Annotated in this window: 15 protein-coding genes; 14 read left to right on the forward strand and 1 reads right to left on the reverse strand. The window is 55.5% G+C overall.

Annotated elements, in window-relative coordinates; all coding sequences use genetic code 11:
• Positions 1-847 precede the first annotated feature (847 nt).
• The 14 genes from lrhA to nuoN all read left to right on the forward strand — a co-directional run bounded on the left by lrhA (position 848) and on the right by nuoN (position 17,357).
• Positions 848-1,786 carry a transcriptional regulator LrhA gene (gene lrhA, locus FOY96_RS06235; protein ID WP_029741933.1) on the forward strand — a complete coding sequence of 313 codons (939 nt, stop codon included), beginning with the start codon at positions 848-850 and terminating at the stop codon, positions 1,784-1,786.
• Between the two features lie 630 nt (positions 1,787-2,416).
• Positions 2,417-2,857, forward strand: a complete 441-nt coding sequence (nuoA, locus tag FOY96_RS06240; protein ID WP_014171000.1) for an NADH-quinone oxidoreductase subunit NuoA — start codon at positions 2,417-2,419, stop codon at positions 2,855-2,857.
• 15 nt (positions 2,858-2,872) lie between these two features.
• Positions 2,873-3,547, forward strand: a complete 675-nt coding sequence (gene nuoB / locus FOY96_RS06245; protein WP_003861482.1) for an NADH-quinone oxidoreductase subunit NuoB — start codon at positions 2,873-2,875, stop codon at positions 3,545-3,547.
• An 89-nt stretch (positions 3,548-3,636) separates the two neighbouring features.
• Positions 3,637-5,439, forward strand: coding sequence for an NADH-quinone oxidoreductase subunit C/D (nuoC, locus tag FOY96_RS06250; protein WP_143346664.1), 1,803 nt, complete (start codon positions 3,637-3,639; stop codon positions 5,437-5,439).
• 2 nt (positions 5,440-5,441) lie between these two features.
• The gene (nuoE, locus tag FOY96_RS06255) at positions 5,442-5,942 is read left to right on the forward strand and encodes an NADH-quinone oxidoreductase subunit NuoE (RefSeq protein WP_006176513.1); all 501 of its coding nucleotides are present in this window, start codon (positions 5,442-5,444) and stop codon (positions 5,940-5,942) included.
• On the forward strand, positions 5,939-7,276 hold the full coding sequence (gene nuoF, locus FOY96_RS06260; RefSeq protein ID WP_023312536.1) for an NADH-quinone oxidoreductase subunit NuoF: 1,338 nt from the start codon (positions 5,939-5,941) through the stop codon (positions 7,274-7,276). Before nuoE ends, nuoF begins: the two co-directional genes overlap by 4 nt.
• 55 nt (positions 7,277-7,331) lie before the next feature.
• On the forward strand, positions 7,332-10,055 hold the full coding sequence (gene nuoG, locus FOY96_RS06265; protein ID WP_143346665.1) for an NADH-quinone oxidoreductase subunit NuoG: 2,724 nt from the start codon (positions 7,332-7,334) through the stop codon (positions 10,053-10,055).
• The gene (nuoH, locus tag FOY96_RS06270; protein WP_008500211.1) at positions 10,052-11,029 is read left to right on the forward strand and encodes an NADH-quinone oxidoreductase subunit NuoH; all 978 of its coding nucleotides are present in this window, start codon (positions 10,052-10,054) and stop codon (positions 11,027-11,029) included. The genes nuoG and nuoH overlap by 4 nt, the downstream gene beginning before the upstream one ends.
• 13 nt (positions 11,030-11,042) lie before the next feature.
• On the forward strand, positions 11,043-11,585 hold the full coding sequence (nuoI, locus tag FOY96_RS06275; protein ID WP_003861491.1) for an NADH-quinone oxidoreductase subunit NuoI: 543 nt from the start codon (positions 11,043-11,045) through the stop codon (positions 11,583-11,585).
• A 10-nt stretch (positions 11,586-11,595) separates the two neighbouring features.
• The gene (gene nuoJ, locus FOY96_RS06280; protein WP_023312534.1) at positions 11,596-12,150 is read left to right on the forward strand and encodes an NADH-quinone oxidoreductase subunit J; all 555 of its coding nucleotides are present in this window, start codon (positions 11,596-11,598) and stop codon (positions 12,148-12,150) included.
• Positions 12,147-12,449 carry an NADH-quinone oxidoreductase subunit NuoK gene (gene nuoK / locus FOY96_RS06285; RefSeq protein WP_003861496.1) on the forward strand — a complete coding sequence of 101 codons (303 nt, stop codon included), beginning with the start codon at positions 12,147-12,149 and terminating at the stop codon, positions 12,447-12,449. The genes nuoJ and nuoK overlap by 4 nt, the downstream gene beginning before the upstream one ends.
• The gene (gene nuoL / locus FOY96_RS06290; protein WP_014884634.1) at positions 12,446-14,287 is read left to right on the forward strand and encodes an NADH-quinone oxidoreductase subunit L; all 1,842 of its coding nucleotides are present in this window, start codon (positions 12,446-12,448) and stop codon (positions 14,285-14,287) included. The genes nuoK and nuoL overlap by 4 nt, the downstream gene beginning before the upstream one ends.
• A 76-nt stretch (positions 14,288-14,363) precedes the next feature.
• Positions 14,364-15,893, forward strand: coding sequence for an NADH-quinone oxidoreductase subunit M (gene nuoM / locus FOY96_RS06295; RefSeq protein ID WP_023312532.1), 1,530 nt, complete (start codon positions 14,364-14,366; stop codon positions 15,891-15,893).
• Positions 15,894-15,899: 6 nt separating this feature from the next.
• Positions 15,900-17,357 carry an NADH-quinone oxidoreductase subunit NuoN gene (gene nuoN, locus FOY96_RS06300; RefSeq protein ID WP_029740937.1) on the forward strand — a complete coding sequence of 486 codons (1,458 nt, stop codon included), beginning with the start codon at positions 15,900-15,902 and terminating at the stop codon, positions 17,355-17,357.
• A gap of 198 nt (positions 17,358-17,555) precedes the next feature.
• On the opposite strand, the gene FOY96_RS06305 is transcribed toward nuoN, so the two are convergent.
• Positions 17,556-18,560, reverse strand: a complete 1,005-nt coding sequence (locus FOY96_RS06305; protein WP_033146077.1) for a chemotaxis protein — start codon at positions 18,558-18,560, stop codon at positions 17,556-17,558.
• Positions 18,561-18,595: the final 35 nt, after the last annotated feature.

Below are 18,595 nucleotides of genomic sequence, written 5' to 3' on the forward strand. Positions count from 1 at the left end.
TGTGCAGTAGAAGATTTTGTGCTGGGAGCAAAATTTTGATAAATCTTTTTCGCTGTGCGTTAGCTTTTTTACTGTCTTAAAGTTGTGCGCATGGCACGATGATAGGTTAAATGTGCTATTCATTTGACAGAATTCTGTATATTGTGCTGGTAAAAATAAGTGGTGAACCTGACAATGGTAGCAATCACCCTGCGTGACTTTTCGTAAAACCTGAATGCTTGATACATGTTCCTGTAAAAGCATAATGTGGCTAAAAGTTACTCATGTAAAATTAATGTTAAGTGCCATTAATGAATGGTCTTAATCTAAATTAAAATTTATTTATTATTAACCTATAAAATGCAACTTTAGTTAATTTTAATAAAATTAGTTTAGAAGCTTAACATTCTTCTTTAATCCTCAATATTGCAATAAGACTTATAAATAAAGTGGATTTGGGTTAAGATGTCTTTCAGGAAAGCAGAGGACAGATGCAAGAATTTTGTATATCTGGCACTGACTTTTCGAATTAATTGATTGTTATTGTTGGAGTTATCTCTGGCTGGAATGTGTCGCACATCTCCTGCTACGTTGACAGCGCTGCGATAAAGATGGCAGAAAAGGTGTTATACCTTTAATGTAATTTACATAAACCTGCGAACATCTAAATATCCTGAACGTTTAAGAGAATAAAAATAACGTCATGAAACGTGCTTTCTGACTGTTGATATAAAGCAGCACAATAACTATCTGTCAGGCAGTCTGCCGGGCCGGGATGCGAGGGAAAACCTTCAGAGGGAATTGCTTAACTGTTACACACAGCTTCAACCCGGGCAGCTCCGCACGAGCAACCTGAAAGTGAATAGATATGATAAATGCAAATCGTCCGATAATGAATCTCGACCTCGATCTGCTGAGAACGTTTGTTGCGGTCGCCGATCTCAACACTTTTGCAGCAGCTGCTGCCGCCGTTTGCCGAACTCAGTCCGCCGTTAGCCAGCAAATGCAGCGGCTGGAGCAACTGGTTGGTAAAGAGCTTTTTGCACGTCACGGGCGTAATAAGCTCTTAACGGAACACGGTATTCAGCTACTGGGTTATGCCAGGAAAATTCTTCGCTTTAATGATGAAGCATGTATGTCATTAATGTTTAGCAACCTTCAAGGGGTGCTAACGTTAGGCGCATCTGATGAGTCAGCGGATACTATATTGCCGTTTCTTCTCAACCGTATTAGTTCGGTTTATCCGAAGCTTGCGCTGGACGTTAGCGTAAAACGTAATGCCTTTATGGTTGAGATGTTAAATGAGCACAAAGTCGACCTTGTGGTGACGACGCATCGTCCCGGGCAGTTTGATTGCCTGACGCTGCGCACATCACCTACGCACTGGTATTGCGCAGCCGAGTACGTGCTGCAAAAAGGGGAGCCGGTTCCGCTGGTCTTGCTGGATGACCCGAGCCCGTTCCGCGATATGGTGCTCACGGCGCTGAATGAGGCCAACATTCCGTGGCGTCTGGCGTATGTGGCTTCCACGCTGCCAGCGGTTCGTGCCGCCGTGAAGGCCGGTCTGGGCGTAACGGCCCGTCCGGTAGAGATGATGAGCCCCGATCTGCGCGTCCTGGGGAAATCCGACGGTCTTCCTGCGCTGCCGGATACGGAGTATCTGCTCTGCCACAATTCGTCCAGCCATAATGAGTTGGCCAAAGTGGTGTTCGAGGCGATGGAAAACTACCATAACCCGTGGCAATTCGAGCGTGTTACCTCCGAAGGGGGGGATGACTCCCTGATCGTCGAAGGGGATTTTGAGTGATCGATAGCTCAATATTCTGGTAACAAAATGTAAGTGTAAAAAACAGCCACTCGTGTGATTTTCACATGCAGTGGCTTTTTTACGCAATAATACCCGCTTATGGCGCAAGGGTTTTCAGGATACTCTCTTATTTATCAATAAGCTGAATACTTTTGCTTAAAACTTGTCCGTTTTCCGTTCTAACTTCGCCCATATCCCTCTCATGTTAAAAAAACAGGAAATATGTTGCCGTTTTCCATGTTGAATTAACAAAAGCGTGTCGCAGATCAAGAAAATACTCCTATTTGGGGGGAGGAATCGTTGGCAAATCCTGTCAAAATAGGAGGGTTATTTTTTTTACTTCCGAAACGGACACGATTCAACAACATACATTTGACGGAAAGTCATGCACCCACCAGGGTTAAAGGGCACCAAATGTTAATGAGAATCGCTCGATGTAATTTAATGTGAAGAAACCTTTGTTAAAGTTGACAATAGGTTATAGAAAGGAGTAAAAAACCCCATCATTTTGCTGTCTACGTCTCATTTCCGACAGTTAGTGTAAGGTTATTTGTTCCTCCCCATGAATCGATGTGATGCCCATCTGCCAGCAAGAGCAGTGTCGTTGGTATCACTTTTGATGAGTAAGCAATGAGTATGTCAACATCCACAGAAGTCATCGCTCATCACTGGGCATTCGCAATCTTTCTTATTGTAGCCATTGGCCTGTGCTGCCTGATGTTAGTCGGCGGCTGGTTCCTGGGCGGTCGCGCCCGTGCAAGGCACAAAAACACACCTTTCGAATCAGGTATTGATTCAGTAGGTTCCGCTCGCTTACGCCTGTCTGCCAAGTTCTATCTGGTAGCCATGTTCTTCGTCATCTTCGACGTGGAAGCGCTTTACCTTTTCGCATGGTCAACGTCCATCCGCGAAAGTGGTTGGGTGGGCTTTGTCGAGGCCGCAATTTTCATTTTAGTGCTACTGGCCGGTCTGGTTTATCTGGTGCGTATTGGCGCGCTTGACTGGACGCCTGCGCGTTCACGTCGTGAACACATCAACCCGGAAAACAGTATCTCTAATCGTCAGCAGTAACAGCGAGGCAATAAGATGGATTATACGCTCACCCGCATAGATCCTAACGGTGAGAATGACCGTTACCCCCTGCAAAAACAGGAGATCGTAACCGACCCCCTGGAGCAAGAAGTCAATAAAAGCGTGTACATGGGCAAGCTCGAACATGCCATGCACGATATGGTCAACTGGGGTCGTAAGAACTCCATCTGGCCTTACAACTTTGGCCTTTCTTGCTGCTACGTTGAAATGGTGACGTCATTCACTGCGGTGCATGACGTTGCGCGTTTTGGGGCCGAGGTACTCCGTGCTTCCCCGCGTCAGGCTGACCTGATGGTGGTAGCCGGTACGTGCTTTACCAAGATGGCACCTGTTATTCAGCGTCTGTATGACCAGATGCTGGAGCCAAAATGGGTTATCTCCATGGGCGCATGTGCAAACTCTGGCGGTATGTACGACATTTATTCCGTCGTGCAGGGCGTAGATAAATTTATCCCAGTGGATGTGTACATCCCGGGTTGTCCGCCACGTCCGGAAGCCTACATGCAGGCGCTGATGCTGCTGCAGGAATCTATCGGTAAAGAACGTCGCCCACTGTCGTGGGTTGTTGGCGATCAGGGTGTGTATCGCGCGAACATGCAGTCTGAGCGCGAGCGTAAACGTGGTGAACGTATTGCCGTCACCAATCTGCGTACGCCTGACGAAATTTAATTTGCGCCTGTAGGCCTGGAGAACACCTTCGCATATCACTACTCAAATAGCGCGAAGCCAGGCTCAACAGTCACCACGGACCATTTGCAATGGTGAACAATATGACCGACTTAACCGCGCAAGAAGCCGCCTGGCAGACCCGGGATCATCTGGATGACCCAGTCATTGGCGAACTGCGCAACCGTTTTGGGCCGGATGCCTTTACTGTTCAGGCTACCCGCACCGGGGTACCCGTTGTTTGGGTGAAGCGTGAGCAATTGCTGGAAGTTGTCGATTTCCTCAAGAAATTGCCAAAACCGTACGTCATGCTGTTTGACTTACACGGCATGGATGAACGTCTGCGTACCCACCGCCAGGGTCTCCCTGCTGCGGATTTTTCCGTTTTCTACCACCTGATCTCAATAGACCGTAATACGGATATCATGCTCAAGGTGGCATTGTCTGAAAACGACATGCATCTGCCGACGATCACCAAACTTTTCCCGAACGCGAACTGGTATGAGCGTGAAACCTGGGAAATGTTCGGCATGACCTTCGACGGCCACCCGCATCTGACGCGCATCATGATGCCGCAGACCTGGACCGGCCACCCGCTGCGTAAAGACTACCCTGCGCGTGCAACCGAATTCGATCCGTTTGAGCTGACCAAAGCCAAACAGGACCTGGAAATGGAAGCGCTGACCTTCAAGCCGGAAGACTGGGGCATGAAGCGCGGTACCGACAACGAGGACTTCATGTTCCTCAACCTCGGTCCAAACCACCCGTCTGCGCACGGTGCATTCCGTATTATCCTTCAGCTTGATGGCGAAGAGATTGTCGACTGCGTTCCGGACATCGGCTACCACCACCGTGGTGCTGAGAAGATGGGCGAGCGTCAATCCTGGCACAGCTACATTCCGTATACCGACCGTATCGAGTACCTCGGCGGCTGCGTCAACGAAATGCCATACGTGCTGGCCGTTGAGAAACTGGCGGGTATCGTTACGCCGGATCGCGTTAACGTGATTCGCGTTATGCTGTCAGAACTGTTCCGTATCAACAGCCACCTGCTGTACATCTCCACGTTCATTCAGGACGTCGGCGCGATGACTCCGGTCTTCTTCGCCTTTACCGACCGTCAGAAAATCTACGATCTGGTGGAAGCGATTACCGGTTTCCGTATGCACCCGGCATGGTTCCGTATCGGCGGCGTGGCACACGATCTGCCGCGCGGCTGGGACCGTCTGCTGCGTGAGTTCCTCGACTGGATGCCAAAACGTCTGGCGTCATACGAGAAAGCCGCGCTGCGTAACACCATCCTGAAAGGCCGTTCCCAGGGCGTTGCTGCCTACGGCGCGAAAGAAGCGCTGGAGTGGGGTACGACAGGTGCAGGCCTGCGTGCGACCGGTATTGATTTCGACGTGCGTAAAGCCCGTCCTTACTCTGGCTACGAGAACTTCGACTTTGAAGTCCCGGTGGGCGGCGGTGTTTCCGACTGCTACACCCGCGTGATGCTGAAAGTGGAAGAGCTGCGCCAGAGTCTGCGCATCCTTGAGCAGTGCCTCAACAACATGCCGGAAGGCCCGTTCAAGGCGGATCACCCGCTGACGACGCCGCCACCGAAAGAGCGCACGCTGCAGCATATCGAAACCCTGATCACCCACTTCCTGCAGGTTTCCTGGGGTCCGGTCATGCCGGCGCAAGAATCCTTCCAGATGGTTGAAGCGACCAAGGGTATTAACAGTTACTACCTGACCAGTGACGGCAGCACCATGAGCTACCGTACCCGCGTGCGTACGCCGAGCTTTGCGCACCTGCAGCAGATCCCGTCCGCCATCCGCGGCAGTCTGGTCTCCGACCTGATTGTGTATCTGGGTAGTATCGATTTTGTTATGTCAGATGTGGACCGCTAATTATGCACGAGAATCAACAACCACAAACCGAGGCTTTTGAGCTGAGTGAAGCAGAACGTGCCGCCATTGAGCACGAGATGCACCACTACGAAGACCCGCGTGCGGCGTCCATTGAAGCGCTGAAAATCGTACAGAAACAGCGTGGTTGGGTGCCGGATGGGGCGATCTATGAGATCGCGAAAGTGCTGGGTATTCCGGCAAGTGACGTAGAAGGCGTAGCCACGTTCTACAGCCAGATCTTCCGTCAGCCGGTCGGCCGCCATGTGATCCGCTACTGTGACAGCGTTGTCTGCCACATCACCGGTTATCAGGGCATTCAGGCTGCGATTGAGAAAAAGCTCAATATCAAGCCGGGCCAGACCACGTTCGATGGACGCTTTACCCTGCTGCCAACCTGCTGCCTGGGTAACTGCGACAAGGGGCCGACCATGATGATTGATGAGGACACTCACAGCCATCTGACGCCGGAAGCGATTCCTGACCTGCTGGAGCAGTACAAATGAAAACTGTAATTCGTACTGCTGAGACGCATCCGCTGACCTGGCGTCTGCGCGATGACAAACAGCCGGTATGGCTCGACGAATACCAGAGCAAAAACGGCTATGCCGGCGCGCGCAAAGCCCTTGGCGGCATGGCGCCGGACGACATCGTTAATGCGGTGAAAGACTCCGGCCTGAAAGGGCGCGGCGGTGCGGGCTTCTCCACCGGTCTGAAGTGGAGCCTGATGCCGAAAGACGAATCCATGAACATCCGTTACCTGCTGTGTAACGCCGATGAAATGGAGCCGGGCACCTATAAAGACCGCCTGCTGATGGAACAGCTGCCGCACCTGCTGGTGGAAGGCATGCTGATCTCCGCGTTTGCGCTGAAAGCGTACCGTGGCTACATCTTCCTGCGCGGTGAGTACATTGAAGCGGCGGAAAACCTGCGTCGCGCGATTGCCGAAGCCACCGAAGCGGGCCTGCTGGGTAAAAACATCCTGGGTACCGGCTTTGACTTTGAACTGTTCGTGCACACCGGCGCAGGGCGTTATATCTGCGGTGAAGAAACCGCGCTGATTAACTCCCTGGAAGGCCGCCGCGCGAACCCGCGTTCCAAGCCACCGTTCCCGGCAAGCTCCGGCGTATGGGGTAAACCGACCTGCGTAAACAACGTTGAAACCCTGTGTAACGTTCCGGCTATCCTCGCCAACGGCGTGGAGTGGTATCAGGGCATCTCCTCAAGTAAAGATGCCGGTACCAAGCTGATGGGCTTCTCTGGTCGCGTTAAAAATCCTGGCGTCTGGGAACTGCCGTTCGGTACCACCGCACGTGAAATTCTTGAAGACTACGCTGGCGGCATGCGCGATGGCCTGAAATTCAAAGCCTGGCAGCCGGGTGGGGCAGGGACAGACTTCCTGACCGAAGCCCACCTTGATCTGCCAATGGAATTCGAAAGCATTGGTAAAGCAGGCAGCCGTCTGGGTACGGCGCTGGCGATGGCCGTCGACCACGAGATCGGCATGGTCTCGCTGGTGCGTAACCTGGAAGAGTTCTTCGCCCGCGAGTCCTGCGGCTGGTGTACACCGTGCCGTGATGGTCTGCCGTGGAGCGTGAAGATCCTGCGTGCAATCGAACGTGGCGAAGGCCAGCCTGGGGATATCGAGACGCTTGAGCAACTGTGTCGATTCTTAGGCCCGGGTAAAACCTTCTGTGCCCACGCACCGGGTGCCGTCGAACCTCTGCAGAGCGCGATCAAATATTTCCGCGACGAGTTCGAAGCAGGCATCAAGCAGCCGTTCAGCAATACCCATGCTATCAATGGGATTCAGCCGAACCTGCTTAAAGCGCGCTGGTAACGACAAGAATTTTGATTAACGCTCGGTTTCGACCGAGCCAACTGGAAGCATGCTAATGGCTACGATTCATGTAGACGGCAAAGAATACGAAGTCAACGGGGCGGACAACCTGCTGGAAGCTTGTCTGTCTCTTGGCCTCGATATTCCGTACTTTTGCTGGCATCCGGCGCTGGGCAGCGTCGGTGCTTGCCGCCAGTGTGCGGTGAAGCAATATCAAAACGCGGAAGACACGCGTGGTCGCCTGGTGATGTCCTGTATGACGCCAGCCACCGAAGGCACTTTTATTTCGATTGATGACGAAGAAGCTAAACAGTTCCGCGAAAGCGTTGTGGAATGGTTGATGACCAACCACCCGCACGACTGTCCGGTCTGTGAAGAGGGCGGTAACTGCCACCTTCAGGATATGACCGTGATGACCGGCCACAGCTTCCGTCGCTATCGCTTTACCAAGCGTACCCACCGTAATCAGGACCTGGGGCCGTTCATCTCTCACGAAATGAACCGCTGCATCGCCTGCTACCGCTGCGTGCGTTACTACAAAGACTACGCAGACGGTCAGGATCTGGGCGTGTATGGCGCGCACGATAACGTCTACTTCGGTCGTCCGGAAGACGGCGTGCTGGAAAGCGAATTCTCCGGTAACCTGGTAGAAATCTGCCCGACAGGCGTATTCACCGATAAAACCCACTCCGAGCGTTACAACCGTAAATGGGACATGCAGTTTGCGCCAAGCATCTGCCAGCAGTGTTCCCTCGGCTGTAACACCAGCCCGGGTGAGCGTTACGGCGAGCTGCGTCGTATCGAAAACCGTTACAACGGTACCGTTAACCACTACTTCCTCTGCGACCGTGGTCGTTTCGGCTATGGCTATGTGAACCTGAAGGACCGTCCGCGTCAGCCGGTTCAGCGCCGTGGCGACGACTTCATTACCCTGAACGCTGAGCAGGCGATGCAGGGCGCGGCAGATATTCTGCGCCAGTCGAAGAAAGTGATCGGTATCGGCTCCCCGCGTGCCAGCATCGAAAGCAACTTTGCGCTGCGCGAGCTGGTTGGCGCGGAAAACTTCTATACCGGTATCGCTCAGGGCGAGCAGGAACGTCTGCAGCTGGTACTGAAAGTGCTGCGTGAAGGCGGTATTCATACCCCTGCGCTGCGCGAAATCGAATCTTATGATGCGGTCCTGGTGCTGGGTGAAGACCTGACGCAGACGGGCGCACGCGCCGCTCTGGCGGTTCGTCAGGCGGTGAAGGGGAAAGCACGTGAAATGGCAGCGGCGCAGAAAGTGGCTGACTGGCAGATTGCGGCGATCCTCAACATCGGCCAGCGCGCGAAGCATCCTCTGTTTGTGACGAACGTCGACAACACCCGTCTGGACGATATCGCGGCGTGGACCTACTGCGCGCCGGTTGAAGATCAGGCGCGCCTCGGCTTTGCCATTGCCCACGCGCTGGACAGCAACTCGCCGGCCGTTGAGCTGGATCGCGACCTGCAGAACAAGGTCGACGTGATTGTTCAGGCCCTGGCAGGTGCGAAAAAACCGCTGATTATTTCCGGTACCAACGCCGGCAGCGCGGATATCATTCAGGCGGCAGCCAACGTTGCCAAAGCCCTGAAAGGCCGCGGTGCGGACGTCGGTGTGACCATGATTGCCCGTGCGGTGAACAGCATCGGTCTGGGCATGATCGGCGGCGGCTCGCTGGAAGAAGCGTTAAGCGAACTGGAATCCGGTGCCGCTGACGCCGTTGTGGTGCTGGAAAACGACCTGCATCGCCACGCCTCTGCTGCTCGCGTTGACGCCGCGCTCTCCAAAGCGCCGCTGGTGATGGTCATTGACCATCAGCGCACCGCGATCATGGACAAAGCGCACCTGGTGCTCTCTGCGGCAAGCTTCGCAGAAAGCGACGGTACCGTTATCAACAACGAAGGTCGCGCCCAGCGTTTCTTCCAGGTTTACGATCCGGCGTACTACGACAGCAACAATGTGATGCTGGAAAGCTGGCGCTGGCTGCACTCCCTGCACAGCACCGTGCAGAGCCGTGAAGTGGACTGGACGCAGCTCGACCACGTTATCGACGCGGTAGTCGAAAAACTGCCTCAGCTGGCAGGCATTAAAGATGCCGCGCCTGAAGCCAGCTTCCGCATTCGCGGCCAGAAACTGGCGCGTGAACCGCACCGTTACAGCGGCCGTACCGCGATGCGCGCCAATATCAGCGTGCACGAACCGCGCCAGCCGCAGGATAAAGACACCATGTTCGCCTTCTCTATGGAAGGGAACAACCAGCCGTCTGCGCCGCGTTCGCAAATCCCATTCGCATGGGCGCCGGGCTGGAACTCCCCGCAGGCATGGAACAAGTTCCAGGCTGAAGTGGGTGGCTCCCTGCGTCACGGCGATCCGGGCGTGCGTCTGATTGAAGCCTCCGAAACCGGTCTGGACTTCTTCACCTCCGTACCGGCGAGCTTCCAGGCGCAGGATGGCAGCTGGCGTATCGCGCCGTACTACCATCTGTTCGGTAGCGACGAGCTGTCTCAGCGTTCGCATGTCTTCCAGACCCGTATGCCGCAGCCTTACATCAAGCTCAACCCGGCGGATGCCGCGAAGCTTGGCGTAAACGCGGGCGCGAACATCGCCTTTAGCTATGACGGCCAGACAATCAGCCTGCCGCTGATTATCTCCGAAGGTCTGACAGCAGGGCAGGTGGGTCTGCCGATGGGTATGCCTGGCATCGCGCCGGTTCTGGCGGGTGCGCGTCTTGATAATCTGCAGGAGGCAAAAGCATGAGTTGGTTAACGCCGGATCTTATCGACATCCTGCTGAGCATTCTGAAAGCGATTGTTATCCTGCTGGTGGTGGTCACCTGCGGCGCGTTCATGAGCTTTGGTGAACGTCGTCTGCTCGGTCTGTTCCAGAACCGTTACGGACCGAACCGCGTGGGTTGGGGTGGTTCACTCCAGCTGGTCGCGGACATGATCAAGATGTTCTTTAAAGAGGACTGGATCCCGCGCTTCTCGGACCGCGTGATCTTTACTCTGGCACCGATGATCGCCTTCACCTCGCTGCTGCTGGCGTTTGCTATCGTTCCGGTCAGCCCGACCTGGGTAGTCGCTGACCTGAACATCGGCATTCTGTTCTTCCTGATGATGGCAGGCCTCGCGGTGTACGCGGTGCTGTTCGCAGGCTGGTCCAGTAACAACAAATACTCGCTGCTGGGTGCGATGCGTGCTTCCGCGCAGACGCTGAGCTACGAAGTGTTCCTGGGGCTCTCCCTGATGGGCGTGGTGGCGCAGGCCGGTTCATTCAACATGACCGACATCGTCAATAACCAGGCCGACATCTGGAACGTTATCCCGCAGTTCTTTGGGTTTATTACCTTTGCTATCGCGGGCGTGGCGGTGTGTCACCGTCACCCGTTTGACCAGCCAGAAGCCGAACAGGAACTGGCCGACGGTTACCACATCGAATATTCCGGTATGAAATTCGGTCTGTTCTTCGTGGGCGAGTACATCGGTATCGTCACCATTTCCGCGTTGATGGTAACGCTGTTCTTCGGTGGCTGGCATGGCCCGTTCTTACCGCCGTTCATCTGGTTCGCGCTGAAAACCGCGTTCTTCATGATGATGTTCATTTTGATTCGCGCAGCGTTACCGCGTCCGCGTTATGACCAGGTAATGTCCTTCGGCTGGAAAGTGTGCCTGCCGCTGACGCTCGTCAACTTGTTGGTAACGGCGGCTGTCATTCTCTGGCAGCAGCCATAAGGGGCTATAGACCATGACCTTAAAAGAATTACTGGTAGGCTTTGGTACCCAGGTACGCAGTATCTGGATGATCGGCCTGCACGCGTTTGCCAAACGCGAAACCCGGATGTACCCGGAAGAGCCGGTATATCTGCCGCCGCGCTACCGTGGCCGTATCGTGCTGACGCGCGACCCGGACGGTTCCGAGCGCTGCGTTGCCTGTAACCTGTGTGCGGTAGCGTGTCCGGTAGGCTGTATCTCTCTGCAGAAAGCAGAGACGGTAGACGGCCGCTGGTACCCTGAGTTCTTCCGCATCAACTTCTCACGCTGCATCTTCTGCGGTCTGTGTGAAGAAGCGTGCCCAACCACGGCGATTCAGCTGACTCCAGACTTCGAGCTGGGTGAGTACAAGCGTCAGGACCTGGTGTACGAGAAAGAGGATCTGCTGATTTCCGGTCCGGGCAAATACCCGGAATATAACTTCTACCGGATGGCGGGTATGGCAATCGACGGCAAAGATAAGGGCGAAGCAGAGAACGAAGCTAAGCCTATCGACGTCAAGAGCCTGTTACCGTAAGGAGAGGGCAATGGAATTCGCTTTTTATATCTGTGGCCTTATCGCCATCCTGGCTACGCTACGAGTGATTACGCACACCAATCCGGTGCATGCGCTGCTGTACTTAATCATCTCGCTGCTGGCCATTTCCGGGGTGTTCTTCGCACTGGGCGCGCACTTCGCCGGTGCGCTGGAAATCATCGTCTACGCCGGGGCCATCATGGTGCTGTTCGTGTTCGTGGTGATGATGCTGAACCTGGGCGGCTCTGAAATTGAGCAGGAACGTCAGTGGTTAAAACCGCAGGTGTGGATTGGCCCGGCAATTTTGTCGGCCATCATGCTGGCGGTGATTGTTTACGCCATTCTGGGCGTCAACGATCAGGGCATCGACGGCACGCCGATTGGCGCTAAAGAGGTCGGTATCACGCTCTTTGGCCCATACGTTCTGGCGGTTGAACTGGCCTCAATGCTGCTGCTGGCAGGTCTGGTTGTTGCTTTCCACGTTGGCCGCGAAGAGCGCGCTGGCGAGGTGCTGAGCAACCGCACTGACGACCGCGCGAAAAGAAAAACGGAGGAGCGCGCATGATCCCCTTAACACATGGACTGATCCTCGCTGCGATTTTATTCGTTCTGGGTCTGACCGGTCTGGTTATCCGCCGCAATCTGCTGTTTATGCTGATCGGTCTGGAAATCATGATTAACGCCTCCGCGCTGGCCTTCGTGGTCGCCGGAAGCTACTGGGGCCAGACCGATGGTCAGGTGATGTACATTCTCGCCATCAGCCTCGCGGCTGCCGAAGCGAGTATTGGCCTGGCGCTGTTGCTGCAGCTCCATCGTCGCCGCCAGAACCTGAACATCGATTCAGTAAGTGAGTTGCGTGGATGAACATGCTTGCCTTAACCATTATTTTTCCGCTGATTGGCTTCGTGCTGCTGGCGTTTTCTCGCGGCCGCTGGTCTGAGAATCTGTCTGCGACCGTGGGCATTGGCTCCATCGGTCTGGCTGCGCTGGTGACGGCGTATGCGGGTATCGACTTCTTTAACAACGGGCGTCAGCCTTTCAGCGTGCCGCTGTGGACCTGGATGTCGGTCGGTGATTTCAACATCGGCTTCAACCTGGTGCTGGACGGCCTCTCGCTGACCATGCTTTCCGTGGTCACCGGCGTGGGCTTCCTGATCCACATGTTCGCCTCCTGGTATATGCGCGGTGAAGAGGGTTACTCCCGCTTCTTCGCCTACACCAACCTGTTTATCGCCAGCATGGTGGTTCTGGTGCTGGCCGATAACCTGCTGCTGATGTATCTGGGCTGGGAAGGCGTAGGTCTGTGTTCTTACCTGCTGATCGGTTTCTACTACACCGATCCGAAGAATGGCGCAGCGGCCATGAAAGCGTTCGTCGTGACCCGCGTGGGTGACGTCTTCCTCGCTTTCGCGCTGTTCATTCTTTACAACGAACTGGGCACGCTGAACTTCCGCGAAATGGTGGAACTGGCGCCGGCGCACTTCGCTGCAGGCAACAACATGCTGTGGTGGGCAACGCTGATGCTGCTGGGTGGCGCCGTGGGTAAATCCGCGCAGCTGCCGTTGCAGACCTGGCTGGCCGACGCGATGGCGGGTCCAACCCCTGTCTCCGCGCTGATCCACGCCGCGACCATGGTAACCGCCGGTGTCTACCTGATTGCGCGTACCCATGGCCTGTTCCTGATGACCCCGGAAATTCTGCATCTGGTGGGTATCGTCGGTGCGGTCACGCTGGTGCTGGCAGGCTTTGCCGCGCTGGTGCAGACCGACATCAAACGTGTTCTCGCGTATTCCACCATGAGCCAGATTGGTTACATGTTCCTGGCGCTGGGCGTTCAGGCGTGGGACGCAGCCATTTTCCACCTGATGACGCACGCGTTCTTTAAAGCGCTGCTGTTCCTCTCATCCGGTTCCGTGATCCTGGCCTGCCATCACGAGCAGAATATCTTCAAGATGGGCGGACTGCGTAAGTCCATTCCGCTGGTGTATGTCTGCTTCCTGGTGGGTGGCGCGGCGCTGGCGGCACTGCCGCTGATCACCGCGGGCTTCTTCAGTAAGGACGAAATCCTTGCGGGTGCCATGGCGAATGGTCATATCAATCTGATGGTTGCGGGTCTGGTCGGTGCGTTCATGACCTCCCTGTATACCTTCCGTATGATTTTCATCGTATTCCACGGTAAAGAACAAATTCACGCTCACGCAGGGAAGGGGATCACCCACCACCTGCCGCTGATTGTGCTGCTGGTACTGTCCACCTTCGTTGGCGCGATGATTGTGCCACCGCTGCAGGGCGTACTGCCAGACACCACCGAGCTTGAGCACGGTCGCGTTCTGACGCTTGAAATCACCTCCGGTGTGGTCGCTATCGCGGGCATCCTGATCGCTGCATGGCTGTGGCTGGGCAAACGTACGCTGGTGACTGCCGTTGCCAACAGTGCGCCGGGCCGTCTGCTGGGCACCTGGTGGTACAACGCGTGGGGCTTCGACTGGCTGTACGACATGATCTTCGTTAAGCCGTTCCTGGGCATTGCGTGGCTGTTGAAGCGCGACCCACTGAACAGCCTGATGAATATCCCGGCGATCCTTTCCCGCTTTGCAGGTAAAGGCCTGCTGTACAGCGAGAACGGTTACCTGCGCTGGTATGTGGCGTCCATGAGCATCGGTGCGGTTGTCGTGCTGGCGCTGCTGATGGTGTTGCGTTGATCGTTAAGTGAATTTTATTCGAATTCGTTGAAAATCAGGCCCCTGCTGGGGGCCTTAAAAAGGAATGTAAATCGCCATGTTACTACCCTGGCTAATATTAATTCCCTTCATCGGCGGCTTCCTGTGCTGGCAGACTGAACGCTTTGGCGTGAAGATGCCGCGCTGGATCGCGCTGATCACCATGGGATTGACGCTCGCGCTTGGCCTGCAACTGTGGTTGCAGGGCGGTTACTCACTGACCCAGTCTGCGGGCATTCCGCAGTGGCAGTCTGAGTTCATCCTGCCGTGGATCCCGCGTTTCGGCATTACGATCCACCTGGCGATTGACGGTCTGTCGCTGCTGATGGTGGTGCTGACCGGTCTGCTCGGCGTTCTGGCGGTACTTTGCTCCTGGCGAGAAATCGAAAAATACCAGGGCTTCTTCCACCTGAACCTGATGTGGATCCTGGGCGGCGTGATCGGCGTGTTCCTTGCCATCGACATGTTCCTGTTCTTCTTCTTCTGGGAGATGATGCTGGTGCCGATGTACTTCCTGATCGCGCTGTGGGGCCACAAGGCGTCCGACGGTAAAACGCGTATCACGGCGGCAACCAAGTTCTTCATCTATACCCAGGCGAGTGGTCTGGTGATGTTGATTGCTATTCTGGCGCTGGTGTTTGTTCACCACAACGCGACCGGAACCTGGACCTTCAACTACGAAGATCTGCTGAAAACGCCAATGTCCCACGGCGTTGAATACCTGCTGATGCTGGGCTTCTTCATCGCGTTCGCGGTGAAAATGCCGGTCGTTCCGCTGCACGGCTGGCTGCCAGACGCGCACTCTCAGGCACCAACGGCGGGTTCCGTTGACCTGGCGGGCATCTTGCTGAAAACGGCGGCCTACGGTCTGCTGCGTTTCGCACTGCCGCTGTTCCCGAATGCCTCCGCAGAGTTCGCACCGATTGCCATGTGGCTGGGTGTGATCGGTATCTTCTACGGTGCCTGGATGGCCTTCACGCAGTACGACATCAAGCGTCTGATTGCCTACACCTCCGTTTCCCACATGGGCTTCGTGCTGATTGCTATCTACACCGGCAGCCAGCTGGCGTACCAGGGCGCGGTGATCCAGATGATTGCGCACGGTCTGTCCGCAGCCGGCCTCTTCATCCTGTGCGGTCAGCTGTACGAACGTCTGCATACCCGCGACATGCGCATGATGGGCGGCCTGTGGAGCAAAATTAAATGGCTGCCAGCGCTGTCCATGTTCTTTGCAGTGGCTACCCTGGGGATGCCGGGTACCGGTAACTTCGTCGGCGAATTTATGATTCTGTTCGGCAGCTTCAAAGTGGTACCGGTGATTACCGTGATCTCCACCTTTGGTCTGGTGTTCGCTTCCGTGTACTCGCTGGCGATGCTGCACCGCGCTTACTTCGGTAAAGCGAAGAGCGAAATTGCTGCACAAGAACTGCCGGGGATGTCGCTGCGTGAGCTGTTCATCATCCTGCTGCTGGTCGTACTGCTGGTGCTGCTGGGCTTCTTCCCGCAGCCGATTCTGGATACCTCGCATAGCGCGATGGGTAACATCCAGCAGTGGTTTGTTAATTCTGCTTCTACTACAAGGCCGTAATTCGCCATGACAATAACTCCACAACAACTGATCGCGCTGCTACCGCTGCTGATCGTCGGATTGACGGTGGTGGTTGTGATGCTCTCCATTGCGTGGCGACGCAATCACTTCCTGAATGCCACGCTGTCGGTCATCGGCCTGAACGCCGCGTTAGTCTCTCTCTGGTTTGTTGGCCAGGGTGGGGCGATGGACGTCACCCCGCTGATGCGCGTTGATGGTTACGCCATGCTGTATACCGGTCTGGTGCTGCTGGCGAGCCTGGCAACCTGTACCTTTGCGTACCCGTGGCTCGAAGGCTACAACGACAACAAAGAAGAGTTTTACCTGCTGGTTCTGATTGCCGCGCTGGGCGGCATTCTGCTGGCGAATGCGAACCACCTGGCCGCTCTGTTCCTCGGTATTGAGCTGATCTCTCTGCCGCTGTTCGGCCTGATTGGTTACGCCTTCCGTCAGAAGCGCTCCCTGGAAGCAAGCATCAAGTACACCATTCTGTCTGCTGCGGCATCCTCGTTCCTGCTGTTTGGTATTGCGCTGCTGTACGCACAGTCCGGTAACCTCTCTTTCATGGCGCTCGGCAAGAGCCTCGGTGACGGCATGCTGCATGAGCCGCTGCTGCTGGCGGGTCTGGGCATGATGATTGTTGGCCTCGGCTTCAAACTCTCTCTGGTGCCGTTCCACCTGTGGACGCCAGACGTATACCAGGGCGCTCCGGCTCCGGTGTCGACCTTCCTGGCGACGGCGAGCAAGATCGCTATCTTCGGTGTGGTCATGCGTCTGTTCCTGTACGCGCCGGTTGGTGACAGCGAAGCGGTTCGCGTGGTGCTGGGCATTATCGCGTTCGTCTCCATCATCTTCGGTAACCTGATGGCGCTGAGCCAGACCAACATCAAGCGTCTGCTGGGCTACTCGTCTATCTCTCATCTGGGCTACCTGATGGTGGCGCTGATTGCGCTGCAGAGCGGCGAGATGTCAATGGAAGCCGTGGGCGTGTATCTGGCCGGTTACCTGTTCAGCAGCCTCGGCGCCTTCGGCGTGGTGAGCCTGATGTCCAGCCCGTACCGTGGCCCGGATGCCGATTCACTGTTCTCCTACCGTGGTCTGTTCTGGCACCGTCCGATCCTGTCCGCGGTAATGACCGTGATGATGCTCTCTCTGGCAGGTATCCCGATGACGCTCGGCTTTATCGGTAAGTTCTACGTGCTGGCCGTCGGTGTGCAGGCGCACCTGTGGTGGCTGACCGCGGGCGTGGTTATCGGCTCCGCGATTGGCCTCTACTACTACCTGCGCGTGGCCGTGAGCCTGTACCTGAGCGCGCCTCAGCAGCTCAATCGTGATGCCCCAACCAACTGGCAGTACAGCGCCGGTGGTATCGTCGTGCTTATCTCCGCACTGCTGGTGCTGATCTTCGGTATCTATCCGCAGCCGCTGATTGATATCGTGCAGCGAGCGATGCCGCTGATGTAAGGTGAAAGCAAAAAGGCAACGAAAGTTGCCTTTTTTAATGTTTGCGCCCTCTCCCGGTGGGAGAGGGACGGGGTGAGGGCACCAGCCCGCACGTAACGAAAAAACCCGCCTCGGCGGGTTTTTTTATGGTTTGCCCAGCGGCGCTACGCTTGCAGGGCCTACGGGTTTTGTAGGTCGGGTAAGCGTAGCGCCACCCGACTAAGCCAGCTGCTTCCGGCTAATCAACGGTCCGTCAATCTTCTTCATCGAGCGGTCCAGCACTTCCTCAATCACCGACGACAGTTCGTTCAGCTCAAACTTCGCCACATACCCGTCCGCCTTCACCTTGCGAATATGGTCTTCGTTGGCGTTGCCGGAAAGGGAAGAGTGGATCACGACCGGAATGTCCTTCAATATCGGGTCGGTTTTGATTTTGCGCGTCAGCGTAAAACCGTCCATCTCCGGCATTTCGAGGTCGGTCAGCACCAGAGCGATCTTATCGGTGATGGGAACCCCTTCAGCCTGGGCCTGCGCCGCCAGCACGCCGATTTTTTCCCACGCGTCTTTGCCGGTGATATGCAGCTGTGCCGGGATCTCCATGGCCTGCAGACCTTTTTCCAGCATCGAGCGCGCCACTTTGGAGTCTTCCGCGACGATGGCGACAGCGCCCGGTTTGATATGGAATTTGGTGGTCTTCAGGTTCGTGGCGTGCAGATCGTGATTGGCCGGGGTGATGTCATACAGGATCTGCTCAACGTCCAGCACCATCGCCAGATCGTTGGTATCGGTCTTCTCGTCAAGACACGCGATGCTGGTGATGTAGCGACCGCTGACGGCGGTTTCCGCCGCATGCACCTGCTTCCAGTCCAGACGCATGATGTTCTCAACCGATTCCACGGCAAACGCCTGCACGCTGCGCGCATACTCGGTGATCAGCAGGATGTTCAGCCCGGTGGTTGGCTTACAGCCCGCCACGGCGGCCAGGTCAATCACCGGGATCACCTGATCGCGTATATTCACCATTCCCATCAGAGGTGACTTCATCCCGGCGGGTTTCGTGAACTCCGGCATCGGCACAATTTCACGCAGCTTAAAGACGTTAATGCCAAACAGCTCGGATTTATTTTCGTTCAGAGAGGTGCCAAGACGGAACAGCAACAGTTCAAAACGGTTCGACAGGGTCAGATTCGCCCTGTCATCAATATCTTTCTGGAAATTATCCATTCTACCCTCGAGAGAAATGCTGACCTTTTAATCGT

The sequence above is a fragment of the Enterobacter asburiae genome (genome assembly GCF_007035645.1).
GTDB lineage: Bacteria > Pseudomonadota > Gammaproteobacteria > Enterobacterales > Enterobacteriaceae > Enterobacter > Enterobacter asburiae_B.